At 68.6% G+C, this 26,217-nt stretch carries 21 protein-coding genes and 1 tRNA gene; 10 read left to right on the top strand and 12 right to left on the bottom strand.

The window, feature by feature from the left end; genetic code table 11:
* The first annotated feature begins 793 nt into the window (after nucleotides 1-793).
* Nucleotides 794-1,102, top strand: coding sequence for a zf-TFIIB domain-containing protein (locus AB1L88_RS24260; protein ID WP_367099288.1), 309 nt, complete (start codon nucleotides 794-796; stop codon nucleotides 1,100-1,102).
* Nucleotides 1,103-1,842: 740 nt separating this feature from the next.
* Here AB1L88_RS24260 and AB1L88_RS24255 read toward each other — a convergent pair.
* The gene (locus tag AB1L88_RS24255; protein ID WP_367099287.1) at nucleotides 1,843-3,672 is read right to left on the bottom strand and encodes a sigma-70 family RNA polymerase sigma factor; all 1,830 of its coding nucleotides are present in this window, start codon (nucleotides 3,670-3,672) and stop codon (nucleotides 1,843-1,845) included.
* Between the two features lie 480 nt (nucleotides 3,673-4,152).
* On the opposite strand from AB1L88_RS24255, the gene AB1L88_RS24250 reads away from it, so the two are divergent.
* Both AB1L88_RS24250 and AB1L88_RS24245 read left to right on the top strand, forming a co-directional pair.
* Nucleotides 4,153-5,097 (top strand): DUF1559 domain-containing protein, encoded by a 945-nt coding sequence (locus AB1L88_RS24250; RefSeq protein ID WP_367099286.1) that lies wholly within the window; start codon nucleotides 4,153-4,155, stop codon nucleotides 5,095-5,097.
* Nucleotides 5,098-5,203: 106 nt separating this feature from the next.
* Nucleotides 5,204-5,671 (top strand): hypothetical protein, encoded by a 468-nt coding sequence (locus AB1L88_RS24245; RefSeq protein ID WP_367099285.1) that lies wholly within the window; start codon nucleotides 5,204-5,206, stop codon nucleotides 5,669-5,671.
* A gap of 521 nt (nucleotides 5,672-6,192) precedes the next feature.
* Here AB1L88_RS24245 and AB1L88_RS24240 read toward each other — a convergent pair.
* Nucleotides 6,193-7,203, bottom strand: coding sequence for an ABC transporter substrate binding protein (locus AB1L88_RS24240; protein WP_367099284.1), 1,011 nt, complete (start codon nucleotides 7,201-7,203; stop codon nucleotides 6,193-6,195).
* 722 nt (nucleotides 7,204-7,925) lie between these two features.
* On the opposite strand from AB1L88_RS24240, the gene AB1L88_RS24235 reads away from it, so the two are divergent.
* Both AB1L88_RS24235 and AB1L88_RS24230 read left to right on the top strand, forming a co-directional pair.
* Nucleotides 7,926-8,951: a DUF1559 domain-containing protein gene (locus AB1L88_RS24235; protein ID WP_367099283.1), complete on the top strand. Its 1,026-nt coding sequence runs from the start codon at nucleotides 7,926-7,928 to the stop codon at nucleotides 8,949-8,951.
* Nucleotides 8,952-9,125: 174 nt separating this feature from the next.
* Nucleotides 9,126-9,515, top strand: a complete 390-nt coding sequence (locus AB1L88_RS24230; protein WP_367099282.1) for a hypothetical protein — start codon at nucleotides 9,126-9,128, stop codon at nucleotides 9,513-9,515.
* 94 nt (nucleotides 9,516-9,609) lie between these two features.
* On the opposite strand, the gene AB1L88_RS24225 is transcribed toward AB1L88_RS24230, so the two are convergent.
* Together AB1L88_RS24225 and glgX are read right to left on the bottom strand one after the other, a co-directional pair.
* A complete protein-coding gene (locus AB1L88_RS24225) occupies nucleotides 9,610-9,807 on the bottom strand; it encodes a CsbD family protein (RefSeq protein WP_367099281.1) in 198 nt (65 codons plus the stop codon).
* A gap of 349 nt (nucleotides 9,808-10,156) precedes the next feature.
* Nucleotides 10,157-12,334 (bottom strand): glycogen debranching protein GlgX, encoded by a 2,178-nt coding sequence (gene glgX, locus AB1L88_RS24220; protein WP_367099280.1) that lies wholly within the window; start codon nucleotides 12,332-12,334, stop codon nucleotides 10,157-10,159.
* A 238-nt stretch (nucleotides 12,335-12,572) separates the two neighbouring features.
* Here glgX and treY point away from each other — a divergent pair, with 238 nt between their 5' ends.
* Complete coding sequence (gene treY / locus AB1L88_RS24215; RefSeq protein WP_367099279.1) at nucleotides 12,573-15,677, top strand: malto-oligosyltrehalose synthase; 3,105 nt, start codon at nucleotides 12,573-12,575, stop codon at nucleotides 15,675-15,677.
* Between the two features lie 97 nt (nucleotides 15,678-15,774).
* Here treY and malQ read toward each other — a convergent pair whose 3' ends face one another.
* From malQ to AB1L88_RS24195, 4 genes are all read right to left on the bottom strand, one after another.
* Nucleotides 15,775-17,376: a 4-alpha-glucanotransferase gene (gene malQ, locus AB1L88_RS24210; RefSeq protein ID WP_367099278.1), complete on the bottom strand. Its 1,602-nt coding sequence runs from the start codon at nucleotides 17,374-17,376 to the stop codon at nucleotides 15,775-15,777.
* Between the two features lie 338 nt (nucleotides 17,377-17,714).
* A complete protein-coding gene (locus AB1L88_RS24205; RefSeq protein WP_367099277.1) occupies nucleotides 17,715-18,959 on the bottom strand; it encodes a hypothetical protein in 1,245 nt (414 codons plus the stop codon).
* The gene (locus AB1L88_RS24200) at nucleotides 18,952-19,860 is read right to left on the bottom strand and encodes a CHAD domain-containing protein (protein ID WP_367099276.1); all 909 of its coding nucleotides are present in this window, start codon (nucleotides 19,858-19,860) and stop codon (nucleotides 18,952-18,954) included. The genes AB1L88_RS24205 and AB1L88_RS24200 overlap by 8 nt, the downstream gene beginning before the upstream one ends.
* A gap of 84 nt (nucleotides 19,861-19,944) precedes the next feature.
* Nucleotides 19,945-20,745: an alpha/beta fold hydrolase gene (locus AB1L88_RS24195; RefSeq protein ID WP_367099275.1), complete on the bottom strand. Its 801-nt coding sequence runs from the start codon at nucleotides 20,743-20,745 to the stop codon at nucleotides 19,945-19,947.
* A gap of 318 nt (nucleotides 20,746-21,063) precedes the next feature.
* Between AB1L88_RS24195 and AB1L88_RS24190 the strand changes: the two genes are divergently transcribed.
* The 3 genes from AB1L88_RS24190 (at nucleotide 21,064) to AB1L88_RS24180 (ending at nucleotide 22,051) form a co-directional block, all read left to right on the top strand.
* Nucleotides 21,064-21,136 (top strand) — tRNA-Glu (locus tag AB1L88_RS24190).
* Between the two features lie 100 nt (nucleotides 21,137-21,236).
* The gene (locus AB1L88_RS24185) at nucleotides 21,237-21,644 is read left to right on the top strand and encodes a hypothetical protein (RefSeq protein WP_367099274.1); all 408 of its coding nucleotides are present in this window, start codon (nucleotides 21,237-21,239) and stop codon (nucleotides 21,642-21,644) included.
* A 197-nt stretch (nucleotides 21,645-21,841) separates the two neighbouring features.
* Nucleotides 21,842-22,051 (top strand): hypothetical protein, encoded by a 210-nt coding sequence (locus AB1L88_RS24180; protein WP_367099273.1) that lies wholly within the window; start codon nucleotides 21,842-21,844, stop codon nucleotides 22,049-22,051.
* Here AB1L88_RS24180 and AB1L88_RS24175 read toward each other — a convergent pair.
* Complete coding sequence (locus AB1L88_RS24175) at nucleotides 22,048-22,857, bottom strand: glucosamine-6-phosphate deaminase (RefSeq protein ID WP_367099272.1); 810 nt, start codon at nucleotides 22,855-22,857, stop codon at nucleotides 22,048-22,050. The two genes, AB1L88_RS24180 and AB1L88_RS24175, sit on opposite strands and share 4 nt — an antisense overlap.
* Nucleotides 22,858-22,974: 117 nt before the next feature.
* Nucleotides 22,975-23,925: a PIG-L family deacetylase gene (locus tag AB1L88_RS24170; protein ID WP_367099271.1), complete on the bottom strand. Its 951-nt coding sequence runs from the start codon at nucleotides 23,923-23,925 to the stop codon at nucleotides 22,975-22,977.
* 314 nt (nucleotides 23,926-24,239) lie between these two features.
* Between AB1L88_RS24170 and AB1L88_RS24165 the strand changes: the two genes are divergently transcribed.
* Nucleotides 24,240-24,800 carry a Uma2 family endonuclease gene (locus AB1L88_RS24165; RefSeq protein ID WP_367099270.1) on the top strand — a complete coding sequence of 187 codons (561 nt, stop codon included), beginning with the start codon at nucleotides 24,240-24,242 and terminating at the stop codon, nucleotides 24,798-24,800.
* Nucleotides 24,801-24,825: 25 nt separating this feature from the next.
* Here AB1L88_RS24165 and AB1L88_RS24160 read toward each other — a convergent pair whose 3' ends face one another.
* Both AB1L88_RS24160 and trmB read right to left on the bottom strand, forming a co-directional pair.
* Nucleotides 24,826-25,491, bottom strand: a complete 666-nt coding sequence (locus AB1L88_RS24160; protein ID WP_367099269.1) for a lysophospholipid acyltransferase family protein — start codon at nucleotides 25,489-25,491, stop codon at nucleotides 24,826-24,828.
* A gap of 87 nt (nucleotides 25,492-25,578) precedes the next feature.
* Nucleotides 25,579-26,217, bottom strand: a complete 639-nt coding sequence (gene trmB, locus AB1L88_RS24155; protein WP_367099268.1) for a tRNA (guanosine(46)-N7)-methyltransferase TrmB — start codon at nucleotides 26,215-26,217, stop codon at nucleotides 25,579-25,581.

The following is a 26,217-nucleotide window of genomic DNA, read 5'->3' as shown; positions in this document are numbered from 1 at the left end:
GTTCGCTCCGTGGATCGGGGGCGGCCGAATTGGGTTCGTTTCGCGCAGGGGGCCTCGGGGTGATCGGGGCCGAAGCGGGACGGTGGGTGCCCCCCAGGCGAGGAGGCTGCGCGGTTCGGTGCGCAGGCGGTGCGCGGTTCGGTGCGCCGCAACGGGGAAGGCGGGGAGTGCCTTTTCTCGTTGCATGGTCACGAGTTCCGTCGATTGGTCGCGGTTCGTTTCGGGAACGGGGATGGCGGGATTGGGTTCGTTTGGTCACGGGGGCCGGGCCTGGGATCGGGGTGGTTCAGGGAGAGCGGGTGCCGCTTCGGAATTGAGAGGAGCGCACCGGAAGGCAAGGGCTGAGGGTGGAAGAAGCGAACGGTCTCGTCGAAGGGGTTGAGGATCGGCGGCCTTCGGGCGAGGTCGTGGGTTCAGGAAAGAAAAGACGAGCGGTTCGTCGAGTTGCCAAAGAAAGAGAGTCGAGGGAGGATCGCGCGGACAGGCTCGTCGAGGGCGCCGGGGATCGAGCCATCGGCGAGGCACGCGAGGTGCAACCGCTCCGCCCCGTCTCTTGATAAGATCGTGGAAACGCGGGTCGGCAGTCACCGAAAATGGGAAAATGCCGGGACGGACGCCCCTCCCCGGCGCGGAGTCGAGGCGGGAGGCCCGCGAGACGCGCCGACCGAGCCCAAGGCCGAATCAGAGGACCCGCGTGCCCGCCGGGCGAGGCAACATCAGACCGGATGGACGGGCGGTCGCGGCTCGCCGGATCGATTCCATCCCGTTGTGTTCTGTTGACGAGGCACTACCGATGCAATGCCCCCACTGCCACATCGACCTGGCGATTGCCGATCGCCAGGGGATCGAGATTGACTACTGCCCGCGCTGCCGGGGCGTCTGGCTAGACCGCGGCGAGCTGGATAAGCTCATCGACCGCTCCATTGCCGCGATCGGCGGCGGCACCGCAGCCGCCCGGCCGATCGACCGCGATGACGACGACCGCAGGTCTCGCCTTTCGTACCCCTCCGATCGGCCGAAGGAGTACGCCCGCGACGACGACGAGTACACGAAGCGACGCCGCAAGAAATCGTTCCTGGGAGAGCTGTTCGACTTCGACTGATGGGCCGCCCGGCCGGAACCTTTTGGGATCCCGATGGTGTGGATGGCCCGCCCCATCGAGCCGCCGTGCTCGTCCCCGATCGAGCCGTTGGGTGTGTCGCGTCCTTGAAGACACACCGATCTGCCACTGGCCCCGTCGGTGGCGTCTTTCGGGACGCGACACACCCAGTAGGTTTCCACTCTTGTAGGGTCCGCTGTACCAGCCCTGTGTAGGTGGGGAATCGTCTTCAAGTCACCGGATTTCGATCATCGGGCGGTAACGTGAGGCAATTGGGTTGGATGGGCAACCTACGGGCCGTCTGGATGGTACTGGGCCAGCCTCTCCCCCCATCCTCCTAGCCCTTCCTATGATCAAAATCAGGACAAGAGAACATGGGAATGCGACGCCGTGTTGGCCGAAGTCGTTGAGTCGCAACACACAAGGTCCACCTACACAGGGCTGGGTCCGCTGTGCGGACCCTGCATGGGGACTCTCATCGGAGGTCCGCACAGCGGACCCTACGAGGCTGATCAGCCGCCCGGCCGGGGCATTCGGGAATCCCGATGGGGCGGATGCCCCGCCCCGTCGGGCCGCTGTACTCGTCTGCGATCGAGTCGTCGGGGGAGTCGCGTCCTCGATGACACGCCGATCGGCTACCGGCCCCCGATGGTGCGTCTTCGAGGACACGCCCCCCCAACACGTTCCCATTCGTGCAGGGTCCGCACAGCGGACCCTACGTAGCCCGGCACACCCGACAAGGCTCACCCCGCGTCGCCCGCAGTCGGTGGCGCGGACTCCGGGGCACCCGGCGGCCTGGTCTGGTCGGGATCGGGCGGGTCGAGTTCGAAGGGGGAACGCTCGGGTTCCGTCGGGGCTTCCTCGTCATCAGCGGGTGGGAGGATCTCGAAGAGGAGCTGACCCTCCCGAATCGTGACGCCCTCTCGGATCCCGACGGCAAGGGAGAGGATGCCATCGGCGGGGGCCTTGATCTGTGCTTTCTCGATCGTCCGCCGGAGGAGTTCCTCGCGCTCTTTCTCCAGTTCGAAGCTCGATTTCCTGGCCCATTCTTCGGCCTTGGCCTTCTCGACGTCGCCTTCGAGCGACTTGATCCGGAGCTCGTAAGTGTATGCTTTGAGGACCTCAAGTGCCTTCTCGGCCCTCCCCAGGGCCAATTCGGCGCGCTGAACCCCGACCTTCGCCTTGAGGATGCGTATCGCCCGCTCATCCTCCGGGGCGTTCCGGGCCACGCGAGCGAGGCGGGCGTTCGCCACGTCCAGCTCCGAATGCGCGAGCTTGACCTCCGCCATCGCCTCGAACTCCTCAAGGGGGAAGACGCCCTGGAGGTAGCGCCTCACCGTCACTTCTGCGATCTCGCGATCCTTGATGGCGTTCTGGTAGTCGGCCTCGGACCGTTCGGTGGCGATCTGCTGGGAGGCGAGCTGGTCGCGGAGACTCGTGGTGTCGAGTTCGCAGATGACCTGATCCCGGGAGACGACCGTGCCCTGGGGGAGGATCGAGCGGATCTCCAGGGGCATTCTGATCTCGGCATGGACCCGCGCGGGGGCAATCTCCCAGGGGGTGTTCAACAAGGAAGGGGCGGCCTCATCCGCGGCGAGGTCAGCCTGATCCGGCCCCGGAGCCACTGGGTCTTGTTCGACGAGGACCGCAACGCCGGGAGGAGGGTCAGGCATCGGATCGGCATTGCCCGAGCCACCCCAGGATGCCAATCCGGCGGCCCCGGCACCAATGCCGAGGAGAGCGATGCCACCGAGGGAGAGCGTCCGAAATGCGGAAATCATGAGCATACTCCGGAGGGTTGAGGTGGCCAGGGGGACCGAGAGCGAGGCGAGCGAGGCGCCTCGGGAGGCGACGGCGAGGCGGGAGGCGGCGGAGGCCCAGCCGATCGAGGCGAGGGAGGCGGCGGGCGAGGTGAGCGGGACGGGGGCGAGTAGCAGGGAGGAGGCGGACGAGGGGGTCAGGCCGCGGCGGACGAGCCGGGGGCGGAGTCGGTCTCGGGCGCGGGAGAGGCGGGTGCGGAGGGTGGGGGTCGGGATGCCGAGCAGGGCCGACGCCTGGTCGTGGGTCATCCCCTGTAGGTAGCAGAGGACGAGCGGGTCGCGGTAGCGAGGCGGAAGGCGGTCGAGTTCGTCGTAGAGGACGGCCCAGTCGTCAGGGTGGGAAGGGTCGGGAGCGGCCTGGGTAGGTTGCGTCGCCGAGTGCTCGGCCAGGGAACGCTCGGCCTGTCGGCGGCGGGAGGAGCGGGACCTGGCCCGGAGGGCCACGCGGCGGGCCACGCCGAAGAGCCAGGGGCCGACCGATCCGGCCTTCCGGATCGCCCCGGCCCGGCGGGCGAGGACGAGGAAGGTGGCCTGGTAGGCGTCGGCGGCGTCGTCCGGGTTGCCGAGAATGCTGAGGCAGACGTGTCGGACCATCGCGCCGTGCCGCTCGACCAGCACGGCGAAGGCGCATTCGGCCTCGTCGGCCCGGCCGTCGAGATAGCGGCGGAGCAGGTCGCCATCGCTCAACGAGCCCGCCGCGCCGAGCGTGAACAGGATGCGCAGCGGAGTCGCGGCGGGAGATCGGTTCTTCATCAATCAAAGGCCCCCGAGTCGCGGTCGTCCGTCCATAGTGCCGCGACGGGGGGCGGGGTGCGTCACTTTTTTTTCGTTTTCAGAAGTGCTCGCGGACCGGGCCGGGGGACGGCAGCGGGATTCGGGGCATCCGGGGCCGGGAGGGTGCCGGCGATGTCGGGGCTGATTGAGCGGGCGGGCCAGCGATTGTGAGGCGTGGTCGGGAGTCTGTACAGCGGTCTTGTTCAGCCTGGTGCAGATGGAGATCTCGGGCCAGGCTACGCCCACCGGGACAAACCGCCCAACAGTGGCATCTTTGCCAAATTCACTCGCCGTGGAGGTCGCGAAATTTTTATTGAGATCAATTCTCCAAAGATTGTTGACACCATTCCCGGGCATTTCTATTCTCGGCATCACTTCAAGAGGATCTCGCTCGGCATTCGCGAGACGGTTGTGCAATCCCGAAGTCACTTCACGCGATTGAATCGCAGAGGTGTTCGCATGAGGAATCGCACGGATTCTGTACGTCGCGGCTTCACGTTGATCGAGCTCCTGGTGGTGATCGCCATCATCGGAGTCCTGATCGCGCTGTTGTTGCCCGCGGTCCAGGCCGCGCGAGAGGCGGCCCGCCGCGCCCAGTGCACGAACAACATGAAGCAGATCGGCCTGGCGATGCACAATTATGAGAGTATCCACTCGACGCTCCCCTACGGGACGGGGCGTTGCTGCACGCCCGCCGGGGGCAACTGGGCGACGTTCCTCCTGCCGACGCTGGAGCAGACGACCGTCTACAACGCCCTGAACCAGAACCTCGGCTACAACCACCCGGCCAACCTGACGGGCGCCACGACGGTGATGGGCACGTTCATCTGCCCGAGCGACGGCGACGCGGGGGAGCCGATCCAGACGCGATTCGCGGCGCACAACGTCTCGCCGGCGCACATGCTCTGGTATTCGGCGAGCATGGGCCCGACGCACATGGATAGCTGCCCCTTCTGTCCGGACCCGAACCCGGGGCCGAACAACTGGTGCTGCCAGGGCTGGAACTTCGGCACCAACGGCAACGCCGGGCTGGGGATCGCCGCCGGGACCTTCCCCGGGATGTTCGGCCGGACCTGGAAGAGCATCAGCTTCGCGGCCGTGCGAGACGGGCTGAGCAACACGATCATGGTCGGCGAGACGATCCCCGGGCACTGCACCTTCATGGGGGTCTTCTCGCAGAACTTCCCGCTGAGCTCGACGAACATCCCGATCAACACCATGGAATCGGCGGTCGACGCGAACTGGTTCCGCACGTGCGGCTTCAAGAGCTGGCACCCCGGGGGGGCGAACTTCCTGATGGGCGACGGCAGCGTGAAGTTCATGAAGCAGACGATCAATTTCCAGGTGTTCAACCATCTGGGGACCCGCGCCGGCGGCGAGGTCGTGTCGGCCGACCAGTATTGAGTTGGCGATCGCCGTCGAGGATGGGGGCCCCGGCGGGTCCTCATCCTCCCGCCCCAAGCTCGGTCGGATCGTCGGATCCCTTGCACCGTTCGGAGTCCTGCGAGTGATGTTCGAACTGACAATCCTTCGACCGCGCGCGGTCGCCGCCTCGGCCGGCCTCCTCGCCCTGCTCGCCGTCATCCCGGGGTGTGGGTCCGGCGAGCCGGGACTCGTCCCTGTCCGGGGGAAGGTCACGCTGGACGGCGGCCCCTGGCCCGCGGAGGGTCATCTCAACCTGATTCCTGTGGGTGACGCGGATCCCACGGGGCTGTTACGGCCGTCGAGCGTGCCCTTCGACACGAATGGCAACTTCGTCGCGACCAGCTACCAGACGGGTGACGGGCTGTATCCGGGCACCTATCAGGTGGCCGTCGAGTGCTGGGAGGTGGAGCCGGCGATCGCCGGCGACGGCAACCTCATCCCGGGGAAGACCCCGGTCCCCGAGCGGTATCAGAGCCCCACGACCAGCAGCCTGACGCTCGTGGTCGAGCCGAAGGGCTCCACCTACGCCGAGTTCGACGTGACCACGCCCTGATCGCAGTTGGGCAGGTGCAGGCCCTCACGGGCCGGGCGGCGAGGAGGCGCGTCGGCCTGCCCACGGGGTCGTGGTCAGGCCGAGACGCGGGGAGGGAGATCCCGAAAAGGGGCCTCCAGTTCCCGCCACTGGGCGTCTTGCCGCTGGCTGTATGCGTCCGTCCCTGAGTCCGAGGTCGCGACGCAGGAGGCCCAGGAGGGGCTCGGAGGGGCGGGAAGCGTGGAGGAGGCCCCTGCCCCAGATCGCGGAGGAGCGATCGGGCGGCCTCGGCCATCGCCTCAACGAGCGATGCGAACAGGCCGCGCTCTCCAGTGGCCCGGGTCTCGTGTTCCAACCCTCGGGGTCATTGAATCGTCATCGCGGCGGTGCTCCTTCAGCATGTTGCCTCCCATCTTGTGCCGATCGCCCATCTGCGATTCTTCATTTTTCCAGGTTTCGATCGCAATTGCGCCCGTGCCCGCCACCGAGGGCACCCGGGGCAAGGATGGCCCCGGGCGGTGCGTCGGGGGGAGGTGGGGGTGTCAGTCGCTGGGGGACGGGGAGCCGGAGCCGCCGAGGGGGCGGGCGATGCGGAGCGCGCCGGAGGGGATGGGGATGGAGAGGCGTTCCAGCGCGGGAGGATTGAGGAGGCCCTCCACGTCGAGGATCGGCGCGAAGGGGATGGCGTCGGGGGATTCGCCCGAGAGGATGCGGTAGGCGAGGCGGCCGACCTGGACGCCGACGCGGTCGGGCAGCGGGGCCTCGGCGGCGACGGCCCCGGAGCGGACCTGGGCCTCGCTGACGCCGAAGGCGGGGATCTCGGTGGCGGTGGCCGCGGCGACCAGGTCGGGGGACGACCCGAGGGTCAGGCAGATGGCATCGACCGGAGGCTCCTGGAGGGGTCCGAGGTCTTCGGCGGCGATGACTTCAAGCTCGGTTTCGGCGGAGGCGCCGACGAGGGCGTCCTTGTGGGCCACGGAGAGGGGGTCGGCGGGGTCGAAGAGGATGCCGACGCGGGCGGCCTCGGGGAGGTAGAAGCGGACGAGGGTGAGCAGGGATCCGGAGGGCATCGGGTGGTACGCGCCGGTCAGGCCGGGGAGGTGGCGGTCGTCGGACTCGCCCGCACCGAGGGCGAGGGGGTTGCCGAGGATCCCGAAGGCGATCGGGGGCCCGCCGGTCGTGTGGGAGGTCGCCGCGGCGAGCACGAGCGGATGGGTGAGCACGATCACATCGGCGCCGTCCTGAGCTGCCTGCTCCAGGGCGTCGGGGGTGGTGTCGGGGTCGCCGCCGAGGTCGATGACGTCGATCGAGAAGTGGACACCTTCCTCGAACTGGAAGAGTTCCAGGCCGTCCTTCACCCCGTTCGGGGGGATTTCGGCCGGTTCGGTCGATCCGCCGAGGCGGAGCACGGCGATCCGATGCGGCTGGTCGGGCACGGCGGGGGGGGGCGGCGGCCCCGGTTGGGAAGAGCCCGAGCCGCAGCCGGGGAACGCCGCCGAGGCGCACGAGGCCACGATCAGGGTGAGCGCTCGGGCGGGATGCCTGATTGACATGGGACGGCGCCTCCGAGGGGAGCGGGAGGTTGAAGGGACGGGCTTGCGTTCCCCGGCATGGGGTGCTCGATGGTCGCCATGGTGCATCGCGATCGGGACGAGATCAAGGATTGGCCGTGGGGCCGGGATGGATTTGCACTCCCGGGGGCGGAGGGGGCGACTCCGGGCCGGTCGCCGGCGGTCGGGGGCCGTCGCGATCCCCCCGGGAGGCGATCCTGAGGAGGTCTCGATTCAGCAGCGGAGGATCGGCGAGGGGTGCGCGGATCCGCCATCCCGGCCCCGGTGCCCGCGGTCGGAGGGCGAGGCGGAGGTGTTCGGCCGGGGACGCCGGGGATGGTGACGGGGTCGTGGTGAGATCGTCGTCGGGGACGGGGTCGAGGGATGGGCGGGCGGATGAGGGGCGACGAGGGGTCGGGGCGTGAGGGACTCTGGCATAATCCGACACGTCGCGTAAAAAAACATGAACGGCGGATCTCGGAGAAAACCAGAGAAACCGGGCGATTTTCGGAGAATCGCCCATTCAAGCATTCTTCGGAGCACCAATTCTTGATTGACCGGCGTTTCGAGACGCCGTAGAACACGGGTTGAACCCGGCCTCGGATGCCGCAACCGCTCGCCGCACGGGGCCGGGGGTGCCCGGGAGGTAGGCGTTGGCGTCGCGGGTCGATCGGCCGGCGTGCCAACCGTGCTTCCCCGATCTCCATCGAAGGAGGGTCGGTTTGATGCGATTCCATCATCCGCGGAAGCGGCTCGGATTTACGCTGATCGAGTTGCTGGTGGTCATTGCGATCATCGGCGTCCTGATCGCCCTGCTGCTGCCGGCCGTGCAGAGCGCCCGCGAGGCGGCCCGGCGGGCGCAGTGCGTGAACAACGTGAAGCAGATCGCGCTGGCGCTGCACAATTATCACGACACGACCGGTTCGTTCCCCTGGGGACAGGGGCCGCTCGGGTGCAATGACTGGAATTATGTGTCGTTGATGCTGCCCCACCTGGAACAGGTGTCGATCTTCAATGCCCTGAATTTCGGCACGACCAACGGGGTGAACGGATTCGCGTGCGCGGGGCACGCCGTCAATACGACGGCGACCCGATCGTCGATCGCCTCGCTGGTGTGCCCGTCGGACTCGGGGGACGGGCTGACGAGCCCCGACGGCCGGCTGAGCTACTACGGGAACACCGGGTCGACGCCGGTGCAATTCACCACGACCGCGAACGAGAAGCCGAACGGCCTGTTCGCCTCGGTCCCGGAGACGGGCCCGATCCGGATCAGCTCGATCCGGGACGGCACGAGCAACACGGCGGCGATCAGCGAGCGGAACATGGGGATCGGCCAGTACGACCAGCGGCCGTTCCGCGACTTCACCTCGCCGCCGACGAATTATTCGAGCATCGGCGCGGTGCTCCCGCTGACCTCGCAGGCGTTCCGCCAGGCCTGCATGGAGCGGGGAGACCCGAGGCAGCCGGGCGTGGCCCTGGCCTGCTGCCGCCCGGTGGGGGCGGTCTGGCACATGGGGAACCCGAACAGCGGCCGATACAACCACGTGATGACCCCGAACACGTGGGCCTGCATGGAGGTCGGCGGCAACTCGAACGGGGCGACGCCGCCGAGCAGCCGTCACCCGGGGATCGTGGTGGTGGGCATGGCCGACGGCTCGGTGCGGCCGATCAAGAATACGATCGCGCCCGAGGTCTGGTGGGCGATCGGCAGCCGGAATGGTGGTGAAGTGGTCTCGAGCGATCAGCTCTGATCTCAACCGATCGAGCGTCGAGCATTCAGGCATTCGTGTCCTTCGACAGGCGGGCGATGTCGGGCTTGTCGGAGGGCTCGGATCGTTGCGAGAGCGAGGGCCGTCCGCGCGGGTCGGTCGCAGGGACGAGCGATCCGGCCGGTTGAGCCAGGAATCCCGAGGAGCGAGCGAGCGATGAACCGCAGGTCCGTTTTCGTGTGGGTGCTTCCGGTCCTGGCGGGGCTGGGGCCGATCGTGCTGGCCGGGTGCGGGAGCAAGACGCCCGCCGTCTCGACCTCGACGACCGAGGCGACGGTCCGGGGCCGGGTCATCGTGCATGGGAAGCCGGCGTCGGGGGGGACCGTCTGGTTCGATCCGGCGAACTATCGCCGGAAGAACGCCGTGGCGGTCAGCACCGACGTGACCAAGGAGGGGTCGTACGAGATTACGACGCTGATCGGCGAGAATTCGGTCCGGTATGAAGGCCCCGCGGTGTCGGGGGACCGGGAACTCGACGGCCTCGTTCAGGGGTACACCGTCGAGGAAGGCGAAAACTCGTGGGACATCGTCCTCCCGGTTCAATGAGCGGGAATGCCGCCGAATCCGGCCGAGGCGAGTCGGCCCGCCCACGGGGTCGTGGGCGGGCCGAGACGCGGGGAGGGGGATCACGGACGGGGCCTCACCAGGAGCGGGTGACCTCGTCGATCTCCTTCTCGGCCTGGTCGCGGGCGTAGCCGTAGCGGGCCTGGAGCTTGCCGATGAGCTGGTCGCGCTTGCCGGCGACCTGGTCGAGTTCGTCGTCGGTCAGGTCGCCCCACTTCTCCTTGACCTTCCCCTTGAACTGCTTCCAGTTGCCCTCGATCTGGTCCCAATTCATGGCGTCGCTCCTCGTTGCGGGATGGAGGGGTTGAGTGGTGCCTCCCCGGAATTGGAAGGAGGCAACGACTCGGGAACAGGCAACTCCGGTGCCGGATCAATTTTTGTGGGAGCGATGATCCCTGGGAGGGAGGCGGGGGGGATTGCCCCGTGATCCCTCGGGGAGAGCCCCTGGCACTCGAAGGGTCCGCTGCCCGGGCGGACGCGGGGGAGGGTGGGGAGCGGAGGCCGGCACGATCGATGCGCCGGGCTCGGGGCCGGCGCAGAGGGCCCCTCACCCCGGCCCTCTCCCCGAGGGCGGGGAGAGGGGGGCGGGGACGATCGGCAAGAGAATGGGACGGAGGATCGCGCTAGCGGGCGATGAGGATGATGGTGCTGCGGGGGGGGACCTCGTAGGAGTCGTCGGGGAGGAAGGCGGCCTCTTCCTGGGGGACGATGTCCTCGCCCTCGGGCAGCGAGGTGTCGACGACGCGGTACCAGCGGCGGTCGTCCTGCTCGGGGAGCTCGACCTCGATGGGTTCCCAGAAGGCGTTGCTGGCGACGTAGATGGGGACGTCCCAACGCTCCTCGGTCTCGAAGGCTTCGAGGGTCCAGGCGAGGAAGCGGGAGGTGCCGGAGAAGTCGGGCTTCTCGGGCTTGACGCCGTGCCAGGTGATGTTGCGGAGGATGGGGGTCTCGTCCTCCTCGGAGGTCATGTAGCGCCAGCGGCGGATGATCGAGTGCTTCTTGCGGAATTCGATGATGTGTTTGGTGAAGCGGTAGATCTCGCGGTGCTGCTTGAGCAGCTCCCAGTTGAGCCAGTTGAGCTTGTTGTCCTGGTAGACGGTGTTGTTGTTGCCCAGGGCCGAGCGGCGCATCTCGTCGCCGTAGAGGAGCATGGGGGTGCCCTGCGAGAGGAAGAGCAGGGTGAGGAAGTTCTTGATCTGGGTGACGCGGAGGCGTTCGATCGTCTCCTTCTGCTCCTCGTCGAGGTCCTCGGCGTCCTCGACCGGGCCCTCGACGCCGCAGTTCCACGACTCGTTCTCGTTGTGGCCGTCGCGGTTCCCCTCGCCGTTGCGGATGTTGTGCTTCTCGTTGTAGGAGACGAGGTCGTTGAGCGTGAAGCCGTCGTGGCAGGTGACGAAGTTGATCGAGTGATAGGGGGAGCGTTCGCTGTCGTCGGTCGGGGCGAACAGGTCGTAGGAGCCGGCGACGCGGGTGGCCAGCTCGCCGGCGATCCCCATGTCCCCCTTGATGAACTTGCGGACGGCGTCGCGGAACTTGCCGTTCCACTCGGCCCAGCGGCGGTCGGAGAAGGAGCCGAGGCGGTACTGGCGGATCGACCAGGGCTCGGCGATGAGCTTGATCCGGGAGAGGACCGGGTCGGTCTCGATCTCCTCAATGATCGGGGTCTTCCCCTTCTCCTGGCCGTCGACGTCGATGGCGAAGACGGCGGCGAGGTCGAAGCGGAAGCCGTCGACGTGCATCTCCTCGACCCAGTAGCGGAGGCAGTCGAGGATGAACCTGCGGACGACCGGGTGGTTGCAGTTCAGGGTGTTGCCGCAGCCGGTGAAGTCGTTGTAGAACTGCGGCTGGCCGGGCATCAGCATGTAGTAGATGTTGTTATCTAACCCCTTGAAGCTGACGGTCGGGCCGTAGTGGTTGCCCTCTCGCGAGTGGTTGAAGACGACGTCGAGGATGACCTCGATGTTGGCCTTGTGCAGCTCGCGGACGAGCATCTTGAACTCGTCGACCTGGGCGCCGAGCTTGCCGTAGTAGCTGTAGTGGCTCTCGGGGGCGAAGAAGGCGACGGTGTTGTAGCCCCAGGCGTTGGCCAGGCGCTCGCCGGTGACGGGGTCGCGGAAGGGGCCGTCGAAGCGGTCGAACTCGAAGACGGGGAGCAGCTCGACGGCGGTGACCCCCAGGTCCTTCAGGTAGGGGATCTTCTCCATGAAGCCGCGGTAGGTGCCCTCGAAGTCGGTCTCGGAGGAGTGGTGGCGGGTGAAGCCGCGGACGTTGACCTCGTAGATGATCGACTCTTCGATCGGGATGTCGGGATGCTTGTCCCCTTGCCAGTCGAAGTCGGAGCGGTAGGCGACGCAGCGCGGGGCGCCGCCGAGGTTCGAGACCCTGCTGGGGCGGAGGTGGCGGTTGGGGTCGTCGGGCCTGGTGTTGTCGTAACCAAGCGGGTCGCCGTCGTTCCAGTCGAAGTCGCCGGAGATGGCCGGGGCGTAGGGGTCGAGCAGGAGTTTGTGGGGGTTGAAGCGGGAGCCGTCCTTGTCGGGGCGGTAGGGGCCGTCGGCACGATAGTTGTAGAGGGTGCCATTGGGCAAGCCCTCGACGAACATGTGCCAGATGTCGCCGGTCTTGTGGGCGTCCCTGGAGAAGGGGATGACGACCGCCGGCGTGTCATCGGCGATATTGTCGAACAGGAGCAGTTCCATCCGGGTCGCACCCTGGGAATGGACCGCGAAGTTGATCCCGTCGGATCGGACGGTCGGCCCCAGCGGTTCCGGTTCTCCCGGGTGAATGTCCTTGATCGTCGGCATCGGCGGCGACCGGGCGACGAAGCGCCCGCCCCAAGGTAAGATCGTTGTCCGAACGAGACGTCACGTGACTTCAATCGCGACGCAAATCCCCACGGCGAGTTCCCTGGGCCAGGCCCTCGGGGACGCGACGTGGGGTGTCCGGTGGCCCAATCTAGCAAGTTTCGGTCCCTTTGTGCAGGGCTGCCGCCTCAAGACGCGTCCGGCTCCGGCCCAATCCCCCAGGTGAAAGCAACCGATCATGCCACCACGACCCGACGACACCGAGCCGCTGGCATCACCGGACGAGCCCCAGACGCCCCGCCCCGCCGAGGCCCGCGCCCGGTCCCTGTTCGACGCCGAGGCCGAGGCCGTCAGCACTGCCCCGCTGCGGAGGCCCCGGGCCACCTATCGGCTGCAACTGCACCGGGACTTCCGCCTGACCGATGTCGAGGCGATTCTCGACTATCTGGACGACCTGGGCATCTCGGATGCCTATTTTTCCCCCTACCTTGCCGCGAGACCCGGCAGCACGCACGGCTACGACGTGTTCGACCACGGCCGGATCAACCCCGAGATCGGCGACGAGGAGGCGCACGAGCGGCTCGTCGCCCGGATGCTCGACCGGGGCATGGGCCGGGTGATCGACGTCGTGCCGAATCACATGGGGATCACCGGCGGCAACCCGTTCTGGGCCGACCTGCTCGAGAACGGCAAGCAGGCGGCCTCGGCCCGGTATTTCGACGTCGACTGGTATCCGGTCAAGGAGGAGCTGGAGGGACGGGTCCTGCTGCCGGTGCTGGGGGACCAGTACGGCAAGGTGCTCGAGGACGGCCAACTGGTCGTCGGCCGCAAGGACGGGTCGTTTCATCTCGACTATTTCGACCATCATTTCCCCCTCTCGCCCCGGTCGTATGGCCTGATCCTCGGGCAGCGTCCCGAGGTGCTCGACGGCCTGCTCGCCCCGGACGACGTGCTCTTGCTCGAATTCCGGAGCGTGATCGCGGCGATCGAGAACCTGCCCCCTCGCGACGCCGACGACGAGGAATCGGTCGCCCGATACCGCGCCGAGAAGGAGGTGATCAAGCACCGGATCGCCCGGCTCTGCGAGGAATCGCCCAGGCTGGCCGCCTTCATCGACGAGAACGTGGCCCTGTTCCGCGGGGAAGCGGGCGACCCGCGCAGCTTCGACCTCTTGCACGAGCTGCTCGAACACCAGGTCTACCGCCTGGCCTACTGGCGGGTGGCGGTGGAAGAGATCAACTATCGGCGATTCTTCGACATCAACGACCTGGCCGGGGTGCGGATCGAGGACCCGGAGGTGCTGGAGACGACCCATCGCCTGATCTTCGACTGGGTGGACCGGGGGGGCGTCTCGGCGCTCCGGATCGACCACCCGGACGGCCTGGCCGACCCGGCGGGCTACTTCTCCCGGTTGCAGGAGACGCTGTTCGTCCGGTCGTGCCTGAGTCGGCTGGACGGAGGGGTGGAGGACGCGGAGCGATCGGAGATCGAGCAGGGCTTGCGCGATCGGTTCCGGTCGGCCCTCGACGCCGAGCCGGACGGGCCGCTGGCCAGGCGGTACCCGATCGTCGTCGAGAAGATCCTCAGCCGGGGGGAGGACCTGCCCGAGCGCTGGACGATCGACGGGACGGTCGGTTACGAATATCTGAACGCGATCAACGGGTTGTTCGTCGACCCCGACGGCCAGGCGACGATTGAGGGCTCGTACGCCGAATTCACGGGGGACGCCGAGCCCTGGCACGAGGTCGTCTACGACGCGAAGCAGTTGATCTGCCGGGCCTCGCTCGCCAGCGAGCTGAACATGCTCGCCCGGCAACTGAACCGGGTGAGCGAGCACGACCGCCGCAGCCGGGACTTCACGCTCAACGACCTGAGGAGGGCCCTGCGCGAGGTGATCGCCTGCTTCCCGGTCTACCGGACGTACCTGAAGCCCGGCGAGCCGATGACCGAGCGCGACCGCGCGTACATCGACCAGGCCGTCTACCGGGCCAGGAGGCGGAACCCGACGATCGACCCGTCGGTCTTCGAGTTCATCCGGGCGGCGCTGTTGCTGGAGCACCCGGAGGGGGTCTCGGCCCACGACATCGAGCAGCGCGAGGCGTTCGTCATCCGATTCCAGCAGACGACCGGGCCGGTGACGGCCAAGGGGGTCGAGGACACGGCCTTCTACCGGCAGATCAAGCTCGCCTCGCTCAACGAGGTGGGGGGCGAGCCGGCCCGGTTCGGGCACTCGCCGTCGTCGTTCCACGCGATCAACGCCCACCGCCTGAACCTCTGGCCGGGAGGCTTCTCGACCACCGCCACGCACGACAACAAGCGGGGCGAGGACACGAGGATGCGGATCAACGTCCTCTCGGAACTGAGCGGCGAGTGGCAGACCCACCTGACCCGATGGGGCTACTGGAACAAGACGAAGAAGACCGAGGTGCACGGCGCACCGGCGCCGGACGCCCGGGAAGAGTACCTCTTCTATCAGACGCTCATCGGCGCCTGGCCCTTCGGCGATTCGGTCGAGGTGCCGGGGGGGCTGGTCGAGCGGGTGCAGCAATACATGCTGAAGGCCCTGCGCGAGGCGAAGCTCAACACCACCTGGACCGACCCCGACCCGTCGTACGGCGACGCCGTCTCGAAGTTCGTGGCCGACGTGCTCCAAGGGGAAGGGGCCGACGTCTTCCTCAAGGATTTCCTGCCGTTCCAGCGGCGGGTCGCCCGGATCGGCGTGATCGGGTCGCTCGGCCAGGTCTTGCTCAAGGTCGCCTCGCCGGGGGTGCCGGACGTGTACCAGGGGTGCGACCTGTGGGACCTGGCGCTCGTCGATCCCGACAACCGGCGGCCGGTCGATTACGACCACCGGCGTCGGGCACTGGCCGCGCTCCGGCAGGAGATCGCCTCGGGGACGCCGCGCGATCGACTGGCCGCCCGCCTGCTCAATGCCCCGGACGACGGCCTGATCAAGCTCTATCTGCTCTGGACGGCCCTCGGCCACCGGAAGGAGCACCCCGAGGTCTACTCGCACGGGGTCTATCGCCCGCTCGAGGCCGAGGGGGAGCGCAAGGGGAACGTGCTGTCGTTCGGCCGCTACCGGGACGGGCGATATGCCGCGGTGGTGGTGCCCCGTCTCGCGGCCGGGATGATGGGGGAGGACAGCTCGCGGCTGCCCGTCGGGCCGGAGGCGTGGGGGGATACGGTCCTCACCTTGCCCGACTCGGGACTCCCCTCGCGATGGCGGAACCTGCTGACCGACGAGGTGGTCGAACTCCGGGACGGCGACGGCCGGCCCGTCTTGCCGATCACCGAGATCTTCCGGACGATCCCGTTCGGCCTGCTGGTCGAGCAGGAGTGACCGGTCGGCCCCTGGCCTGTCGCCCCGAATCCCGACCGAGGTCCCCGGGGATTCCGCCTTGCCGGCGGAGGCTCCGGGGACCCGGTTCGGGATCGGGTCACGGATCCAGGGGTTCCGGGGCGATCGAGTCGGCCGGGGGATCGATGCCAAGGCGTGTGCGGTAGGGCTCGGGGACCTGGCCGTTCCAGCGCCCGAACAGGGCGGTCTGCTCGGCGAGCCACGATCGGCGCTCGGGGGTCAACTGGTCGGTCTGGAACCGCCAGGTCCAGTTCCCATGACCGACGCCGGGCACGTTCATGCGGGCCTCGGTGCCGAGGCCGAGGACGTCCTGCAGCGGGGCGATCGCCGTGTTGGCCACCGAGGCCCAGGCGAGGCGGATCAGGCCGAGCGGGATGTCGTCGGCCTGGCCGGGGCCGAGGTAGCGGCGGACGAAGCGGCGCTCGGCCTCCATCTCCTCGGGGGGCTGGGTGGTCTTGCCCGCTTCGGCCTCGAACCAGCCGAGCGTCGTGTCGTTGTCGTGCGTGCCGGTGTAGGCGACGCAGTTCGGGATGTAGCAGTGGGGCAAGTACACGTCGGCCAGCGGGTCGTTGCCGAAGGCGAACTGCAGGACCCGCATGCCGGGCAGGCCGAAGCGGTCGCGGAGCGCCTCGACCTCGGGGGTGATGACGCCGAGGTCCTCGGCGATGAGCGGCAAGCGGCCGCCGAGGGCCTTGCGGACGGCGTCGAGCAGCTCGTCTCCCGGCGCAGGCTCCCACTCGCAGCGGTCGTCGGCGGCGTTCTCGGCCTTCGCGGGGATGGCGTAGCAAGCCTCAAGGCCGCGGAAGTGGTCGAAGCGGAGCAGGTCGAACCGGCCGAGCGCGGCGGCGATCCGGCGGGACCACCAGGCGAACTCGTCCTTCAGGTGCGCCCCCCAGCGATAGAGCGGGTTGCCCCAGTCCTGGCCGAGCTCGTTGAAGTAGTCGGGGGGGACGCCGGCGGTGTGGGTGGGGTTGTTGTTCGCGTCGAGCCGGAAGAGGTCGCGGTGGGCCCAGACGTCGGCCCCGTCGAAGGCGACGAAGATGGGCAGGTCGCCGATGAGGCCGATGCCCCGGTCGCGGCAACGGGCGCGGAAGTCGCGCCATTGCTGGTCGAAGAGGTATTGCTCGAAGCGGCCGAAGGCGATCTCGTCGGCCAGGTCGCGGTCGATGCGTTGCAGGGCCTCGGGGGCGCGATCGGCCAGGTCGCGGTCCCATTCGTTCCAGGGGCGGTTGCCGAAGTGTTGCTTCAGGGCGTTGTAGCGGCAGTAGTCTTCGAGCCAGTCGGCCGCGCGGCGGCGGAAGGCGAGGAAGCCGTCGTCGGGCCGGAACCGGGAGAAGGCGAGGCGGAGCAGCCGCGTCTTGAAGGCGTTGACGGCGGCGAAATCGACCCGATCGGCGGGGAACTCGGGCAGGTCGTCCAGCTCAGACGCTGTCAGAAGTCCCTGCTCGACCATCGGCTCGGGGGCGATGAGCAAGGGGCTGCCCGCGAAGGACGAGGGAGAGGCGTAGGGGGAATTCCCCGCCCCGATCGGCCCGACCGGGAGCATCTGCCACCAGCGCTGGCCGGTGTCGGCCATGACGTCGAGGAACCAGTCGGAACCCCGTCCGAGGTCGCCGATCCCGAATCGGCCGGGGAGCGAGGTCAGGTGCAGCAGGATGCCACCGGCTCGTTGCAAGTCCATCTCCGGGTCGCTCCCAGGCAAATCGTTGAATCGTAGCGCGGGCCGTCGCCTGACGACACCCTAACTTGGCGTCGAGCGTGCCGGAAGACGGAAATGCTCCGTGGAACCCGCAAGGACGGAGGAGCAAGAAGGCAAGTGACGTGCCTGAAGCGGACCGAGGAGAACAGAGAGGGTAAGGAAGCCACGGATGAAACACGGATGAAACACGGATAGGAAAACATTATCGAGTGAGACTCGGAGGATCCTCGTTGAGTGTTTCTTTCAACGCTTCGCTTCGGTCGCCCTGTGGGTCTCAACTCCTGGCACGCTCGTTTCTCCATCCGTGTTTCATCCGTGGCTCAAGTTCCTTTCCCGACGCTCTCCGCCGGGTGGGCGTTGAGGGAGAAGTCGCCGGCCAGGCGACGGATGGCGTCCGGGCCGACGGCCTCGCGGCGCACCCGACGCCCGGAGAGGCGCGCGGCCCGGCCCCAGACGACGACGCGGACCGGGTGATCGGGGCCGAGCCGACGGGCCAGGGCCTCGGCCACGCCGACGGCGGCGCGGGCCTGGGGATAGGGCGGGGTCCCGCGCCCGGCCCGGCTCCAGGAGGTCAGGTCGAGCCGATGCCAGGGGTCGCCCAGGCTCGGCGGGCGGAGATGACGCCGGACCTCGTCGGGGAGCCGGGCGAGATCGTCCTCATGAAGGAAGACGTAAACCCGTTCGGCATGGCTGGCATAGAGGGCGAACGACGGCCAGGAATCCCAGGCCCCCCGGCGTTCGAAGGCGGGCATCGTGATGGCCAGGGCGAAGGCCGCGACGACGGGCCAGCCGGCGCGCGGCAACGGCTCCATCGGGGCGACGGGACGCGTCGAGCCGGTCCGGGCGAACAGAATCAACCCTTCAACAATCAAGGCACCGTTCCAGACGACGACGATCGTGCTGTGATCGAGGCCCCAGGGGCCGAGCAGGGTGATGAGGGTCGCGTGCATGCCGACCGCCCCCGCCAGCGCGAACGGCCGCGAACGACGGAACGCCAGGCCGACGCCGATGAGCAGCTCGGCCATCGGCATCAACAGGGCGGCGGCCGCCCGGACCGGGCCGGGCCAGCCCAGCACGTCGGTTCCCAGAGGAGAGGTCAACTGGATCAGGAAGGCGGCCCCGACTTCTCCGGGGAAGGTCGTGTCCAGCTTGGACAGCCCGGAGTAGACGTACAGGGCGATGAGCAGGGCCCGGCAGAGTCCCAGGGCCCGGGCGTCCGGCAAGGCCCCGAGCGCCAGGGCCATGAGGGCATACTGATACGCCCACGGCTGGAAGCGGTGCTGGTCGCCGGCGACCAGGTACGCCAGCGGGAGCAGGCCGATGAGCAGGCAACGCCTGCGGACGATCCCGCAGACGATCGAGCCGACCAAAGCCCCGAACAGCACGACGCGGAGCCAGGCGGGTTCCGGCAGACTCGGCAGAAACGGGACGCGAGGGAAGAGGCCCCCCGAGCCGATCCAGAGCGGCCAGGAGAGGGCGAGCATCGTGAGGGTGGCCACGCCAATCGCCGCGCGGAAGACCAGAACACGGCGACGGGCGAGATCGTTCGCGGGCGGATCAATCATCGAGCATTTGATCCCGGAGCGATTGGTACTGAATCAACGCGTCCTCGGCCTCCCTGGCCTGATGATCGAGGAGCAAGGCGGCGGCATGGCGGCCCGGCCCGTCGGGGGGAAGCCCCTGCATCAGGTCCCGGATGAAGGCCTCGGCGACGTGGGCATCCTGCGCGATGCCGAGGATCTCCTGGATCTGCTTCGCCTGCCGACCGAGCCGCTTCGCCCCCTTCCCGGCCGGTCGGCCCAGCCGGTCGGCCACCGACTCGGCGGCGTATCGGGTGCGCTTGGCCTGCTTGCGGAAGGCGTGGAGGGCCTCGGCCGGGGCGTCGGGCGGCGTGGCTTCGAGCGCGTCGAGCAGGCGCCGCCAGTCGCGGCCGAGGCGATCGACCAGGACCGCCCCGGCGGGCCGGTCGTGGCCTCCGGCGAGGCTGGGGGACCTCGCCTCGGCGATGAGGGCGGCGCGGAGCGCGGCGTAGCGGTCGCCGTCGAGGGTGTCGCGGAGGGTCGATCGGTGCCGATCGCGCCGACGGTCGATCTCCTCGAAGATGGGGTCGCTCGGCGCGACGCAGTCGAGCGCGACGACCGCCCGGCGCAGGCGATCTTCGAGCACGTCGAGGTCGCGGACGTCTCCCAGGACCCCGGCGAGCCATCGCAACTCGTCGCGGAGCGGGCGGAGGCCCGGGCCGTCCATCAGGGGCTTGAAGAAGCGGAGGTCGGAGCGGAGGCGGCGGACCGAGGTCCGCATCTGGTGCACGTCCTCGGGGAGGGACCGGCGGGCCCCCGGCTCGTGCGAGAGCATGCGCAGGGCGTCGTCGCCGAGGGCGGCCCGCACGACCAGGCCGATCGACGACCGGGCCGACCGGCCTCGGCGGGCATGGTGCTTCAGGGCTTTGAGTGATCGCGCTTTCATCGGAGGTACCCGGGGGAAACGGTTCGGCCCGGGATCGGGCCAATCCCGGGCGATCGCACCGACGCGACGAGGGTCTGGGGTGTCTCAGAGCGATTCGACGAACGCCTCGATCGATTTCCGGAAGGTCAATCCGGCCTCGATGTGGGGCAGGTGGCCGGCCTCGGGCAGCTCGACGAGCCGGGCGCCGGGGATCAGGCGGGCCAGCTCGGCCGATTTCTCGGGCGGGTTGACCAGGTCGCGATCGCCGACGAGGACGAGCGTCGGCACCTGGATCCGGCCGAGGCGGTCGCGGGCCTCGTGCTCGAGGGCGGCCCGGGCCTGCCGGGCGTAGGCGTCGGCGTCCTGGGGGAACTCGTTCCGCTCGGCGAATCGGATCAGGCCGTCGACCTGCGCCGCGTGTTCGAGGAAGGCGGGGCCGACGAGCCAGGGCATGACCAGGCGGGTGAACTCGGCCGGCTCGCACTTGCGGCGGAGGTCGATCCAGGACTGGAGCAGGACCCGTCGCCAGGTGTCGGTCCCGGCGTGGGACGAGGCGAGGACGAGGGCCCGGACGCGCTCGGGGTGGCGCAGGGCCAGCTCCTGGGCGATCAGGCCCCCCATCGACTGCCCGACGACGATGGCCGGCCCCAGGTCGAGGGCGGAGAGGACCGCCGCGGCGTCGTCGGCCAGGTTGGCGACGGAGTAGCCGCCGGGGTCGCGATCGCTCCGGCCGGCGTCGCGGTGATCGAGGCCGAGGACCCGGAACCGTTTCGCGAAGTGCCGGATCGCCACGGCGAAGGCCCGGTGGTCGCCGCCGAGGCCCGGCAGGAAGACCAGGGGTGCGCCGTCGCGGGCCCCTTGGTCGTCGTGATAGAGATTCCTGCCGTCCAGGAGAAGCTCAGGCATGGCGGGCTCTGGGTCCGGTCGTCGTTGCAAGGAGGTGGTCCGCGGGGTCGTGCGGCGGGGCGGGGCGAGGGCGGCCCGGCCGATGACCGCCCCGGCACCGGCATTGGCAATCGATCGACGCCCGATCGCCCTGCGTCCTGCCTCGAATGATTCTATCGGCCCGCCCACGCAACGACGAGGGATCGGGACCGGGGGCTCGGGGCTCGCCCTCGAATTTCCGGGGCCAGCGACTTGCCGAGGTTGGACAGACCGGGTAAAATTCGGAGGTCACGGGGATGAGAAGGCGTTTTCGATCTTCCCGAACCCCTGGCCGCCAATGCCCCCATCGTCTAGAGGCCTAGGATACATGGTTCTCAGCCATGGGACCGGGGTTCGAATCCCCGTGGGGGTGCTCTGAGTTTTATTTGGTTTTGATCTGGCCACGCGGTTGCGTGGCCTTTTTTTTTGCGAGTGCTCGCGATGCCCAGGTGATTCACCGCGGGAGGTCGGCAATGCCCCAACGCTTCAAGGTTTTCGCGTCCGTGATCGTGATTGCCGCGATCATGGGAGGGGTCGGCTGGGCCCTGGTCTCGGGTGGCACGGCGTCCGAAGCCTTCGAGGCAAGGCTGACATTCGGCGTGATGGCCGTGATGGTGATGGGCACGTCGATCTTGCTCTGGACGACCCTCGCCGCGGTGCTGGGGCCGAACCGCCTGGTGATCTGGGCTGCTATGGGGCTGGTCTCTCCGCTGCTCGGCGGGCTCTTGCTGCTGCCTCCGGTCTCGTACCTCGTACTCTGGCACGCTCCGGTGGTGACGTTCGGGCTCGGACTGGCGACAGGGGTACTCGTCTGGGCGGCCCTCCGATGCGGTGAGTCACCGAACCGGGTGAAGGCCGGCGCCCTTTGGAACGAGGTGTGATCCGAGCGAACGCGACGTGATGGGACCTCCCGATGATCCTCTTCGCGTGTAGCGGCCCCGGAGCGTTTGAGGCAATCAGGCAGAACATCGAGTTCGCCTGCGATCAGGCGCTGATCGTCGGTGGCCTCGGCGTGATCTCGCTTGGACTCGCGCTGGGCGCCGGCCGTCGCCGATGGATCGTCCCCGGAGTTCTCGGAATGCTCCTGGTGCTGCATCCCGCCTGGACGATCAGCGCCTCCAAAGGGGATTGCGGGGCGACCAAGGCCGAGGCGGCCCTCGTGGTCAGCGGTGCCGCGGCCCTGGCAATCCTCGTCCAGGCCATGCTCAGGGCGGGATTGGCGGTTCGGAGGCGCAGGGCGGCTGCGAGGCATGGCCCGAACGAGACCCGCAAGCGCGAATCGGATTAGCCGGGGAGCTGGGCGGCGGCGGCGGGATCGAGCATCCAGGTGACGCGACTGCCGGCGGATCGCAGGAGGGAGCCGGGGACCTGCGCGGTCATCGGGCCGGTGAGGGACCGGGAGACGGCCTCGGCCTTCTTGGCGCCGAAGGCGAGGACGAGGATGCGTCGGGCGGAGAGGATCGATGCGGTCCCCATCGTCAGGGCGCGGCGGGGGACATGTGCCTCGCCGCCGAAATCGCCGGCGGCGTCGGCGATGGTCGTCGGGTGGAGCGAGACGGGGCGGGTGGGGAGCTTCAGGGCGGTGTCGAGGTCGAGGTCGGCCGGCTCGTTGAAGCCGATGTGACCGTTGCGGCCGAGGCCGAGCAGTTGCAGGTCGAGCCCCCCCTCGGCCTCGATCCAGCGATCGTACGAGGCGCCGTACGCCTCCAGGTCCGACTCGGGCACGGTGCCATCGGGCACGTGGGCGCGGTTCGGGGCGAGGTCGACGAGGGAGAAGAGGTGCCGGTCCATGTAGGTCCGGTAGCTCTGCGGGTCGAGCGGCGACATGGGGTAGTATTCGTCGAGGTTGTAGGTCGAGACCTCGGCGAACGAGAGGCGGCCGCCCTGATGCTCCTCGACCAGCCCCTTGTAGACCGGCACGGGGGTCCCCCCGGTCGCCAGGCCGAGCACGGCCTTCCCCCGCCGGGCGACGGCCGATCGGACGAGTTCGGCGATCTGCTCTGCGGCGGCCAGGCAGGCGGCGGCCGAGTCGTCGAAGATCAGGACAGGGGTGCCGTCGAGGTCGAGCGATCGGGACGGGGACGGGGCGGGCATGTCTGGTGGGCCTTTTTTTCCACGTGCGGAGGATCAAGAGTCGGTCGCGATGAATTCGTCGGACCGAGGGCGGTCGGGAGCGATCCGGAGCAGCCGTTGATTGCCGCTCGCCCGGCCTTAGGCTGTCGCGGGGACGAGGTCGTGGAGGCTTGAGGGGTCGAGGTGGCCGCCGAGGATGCCGAGGGCGATCTGGATGGGGTCGCTGGCGAGCAGGTCGGCGCGGGTGGGGTCGAAGCGTTCGATGCGGAACAGCTCGACGCCGACGGCGTTGACGTCGGACCGGGAGGGTCGGCCGCCGGAGAGGCTGTGCCCCTCGGACCACTCGCGGGTCAAGGCGGCGTAGGCCCGGCCGAGGTGGTTGCAGAACTCGGTGTAGTCGGTCAGCTTGACCTGCGAGGCGTGGCAGTTGATCGCCCATTCCTTGGTGCGTTCGGCCTGCTCGTCGTAGGTGAAGAAGGCGTTCGGCTGGGGCAAGGGGCCCCAGGGGGTCCAGCCGCTCATGACCATCGTGTCGGCCAGGCCGGAGCCGATCAGGCCGATGGCGGCGAAGCAGCGGGTCATGCGGTGGGCCATGTGGGCGTCGGTCGCCGGGGGGATGATCAGGGCGCCGGGCTTACGCTGATCGAACCAGCCGACGATCTTGTCGAGGTCGGCGGCAGTGGGCCGATAGCCGGGGCTCCGGTAGGCGTCGAGGTCCCAGCAGACCGGCTCGGCCCCGAGGACGTCGCATTCGAGCCGGAATTCCTTCTCGCGGACGGTGACCTTCTTCTGGTTGTTCAGCCAGGGGGCATCGACGTTCCGCTCCCCGGCGAAGACGAGGACCTCGATGACCGGCAGGCCGCGCTCGACGGCGAACTCGTGGAGCATGCAGGCGGCGGTAATGGCCCCGTCGTCGGGGTGCGGGCACATCATGACGAGGGGGCGGTCGGCCTTGACGACGCCGCGCAAGGCGTCGCGCACGTCCACAATCTGCCCGTGCGCCCCGCTGGAGAGGACGATCCGGAGGAGATCCTCATACACGGGCTTCCAGCGAGAACTTTCGGTCGAGAGATGGGAGAGGGGTTGCATGGGCTCGCCAAAGCTCCGGCGCGACGGGGGTCGCTCCTCGATCAGCCTTCGTCCGGCGCGACGACCGGCGCCGGGGCGGGGGGGGACGGAAGCCAACCGATTCATCAACTGTTCACATGAGAGGAGAACGGGCGGGCGAAACCTCGCCGGCCCCTCCATTGTGCGGCCCGCAAGCCTCAGAGTCAACGCGGGATTCGACCTTTAGACACAAGGGGGCGCCGCGCCCGCGGTGGCCGACCGTTCGGTCTCCTGGTAAACTAGGATTGGCCGGCCCAGGACGACCCTCGCCGGCGGAGGTCCCGGGAGGCTGACCGATGGCGAGCTTCGCATCGACCGACGTCGAGTTCCGATCGGCGGACCCCGACGGATTCTTCGAGGTGATTGACGATCAACTCGTGGAGCAGCCGCCGATGGGGACGGAATCGGTCTGGATCGTTAATCGGATCGGCTTCCGCCTTGCCGCGTTCGTCGATCAGGAGGCCAACGGAACGGTCGTCTCGGAAATGCTCTTCACGCTGCGAGAGGCCCCCCTGCTCCGCCGTCGGCCTGATGTCGCGTTCGTCTCGTCGGGGCGGTGGCCGCTCGACCGCCCGATTCCCCGTGACAACGGCTGGGAGGTCGTCCCCGACCTGGCCGTCGAGGTCGTCAGCCCGTCCGACCCGTTCGAGGACGTGCTCGACCGGGTCCACGATTTCCTCGACGCCGGATCGGCCCTCGTCTGGCTCGTCCTGCCGAAGCTGAGGCAGGTCTACCTGTATGATGGGACCGCGTCGATCCGGGTGCTGCGCAAGGGGGACGACCTGGACGGCGGTTCCGTCCTGCCCGGGTTCCGATGCCCGGTCGGGTCGTGCTTCCCCCCGATCGGGGCGGAGTAACGCTAAAGACCAGGCGGACAAATCCTCAGAGGTGCTCGACCCAGGCCTCGGCCTCGTCGGTCGCGCGGTTCATGCGGGCCTCGACTTCGAGGCGGTAGTGCTCGATCCCCTCGCGGTCGATGTCGCCCGGCACGGCGACGGGGGCCGGGGTCACGCAGCAGGCGGCCCGGAACGGCCGGGGGACGGCGAAACGGTCCCAGCTGTTCGCCCGCCAGGGGCGATGGAAGGCCATCCCCGCGCCGACGATCGGCCAGCCGGTCTTGGCGGAGAGGTAGATCAACCCCTGGTGGACGTGCCGACGGGGGCCCCGGGGGCCGTCGGGGGTGACGCAGAGGTGGCCGCGGTCGATCCGAGCGATCATCTCCTTCAAGGCCCGGGCGCCGCCCCGGGTCGTCGAGCCCCGGACGACGCCGAAGCCGAGCTTGCGGACGACCCGGGTGATGTACTCACCGTCCCGGTGGTCGCTGATGAGGATCTGCATCTCGGGCCAGGCCCAGAAGTAGGCCGGGAAGAGCATGACCTCGTGGAAGAAAGCGTAGATGTAGCGGTGGCCGAGCCGTCGGGCGACCTCGGGGTTGGCGTTCGGGTCGTCGTAGCGGAAGTGGAAGTGATTCGACCCGACCAGGCGACGGATGCCCCAGGCGCCGGCCGTCCCGACGGCCGAGAACAGCAAGGGGTGCTGAATCTTCATCGCTTCGGCCTCCATGCCGGTTCGTCGATCCAAGACCTGTCACCGCACCGACCGGGAGCCTACACGACCCGGCCGTTCCCGAACAGATCAAGCCTCGACGCCGGCCAGGACCCGGTAGCGCTCGCCGAAAAAAGGCCGCCCCTCGACCCGGAACTTGTTGGCGAAGTTCGTCTGGATCTGCCAGGCGTCGCCGGCCTCGACCCGGGACTCGTCGATCGGCTCGAACCCCGGGTGCGCGGTGATGAGGTCCACGCTCTCCCGGAAATACTCCTCGACGTCGGTCATCAGGCGAAGCTCGCCGCCGACCTTCACCACCTTCGACGCCCGATCGACGAATCGCTCGTTGACCACCCGTCGCTTGCGGTGCCGCTTCTTCCACCACGGGTCGGGGAAGTAGACGTGCAGGACCGCGATCGACCGCTCGGGGACGAACTCGTCGAGGAACTTCTGCGCATCGCCGGCCACGACCCGGACGTTCCCCAACCCGGCCTTCACCACGCGCTGGGCGGCGAGGCCCGCGTACTTCCTCGCCAGCTCGACTCCGACGAAGTTCGACCCCGGCTGCTCCGCCCCGGCGAAGGCCAGATAGACCCCCTTGCCCGGCCCGACCTCCACCTCGACCGGGCCGTCGTTGCCGAAGAACGCGGCCCAGTCCAGGGGGGGCTGCAACTGATCGAGCAGGAAGAACGTCCCCGTCGTGTCGACGGGAGATCGGCGTCGGGGCAT

The organism is Tautonia sp. JC769 (assembly GCF_040717455.1).
In the GTDB taxonomy this organism is placed as follows: Bacteria; Planctomycetota; Planctomycetia; order Isosphaerales; family Isosphaeraceae; genus Tautonia.
The sequence above is the reverse complement of the archived record's forward strand: the minus strand, read 5'-3'. Positions and strand labels throughout refer to the sequence as shown.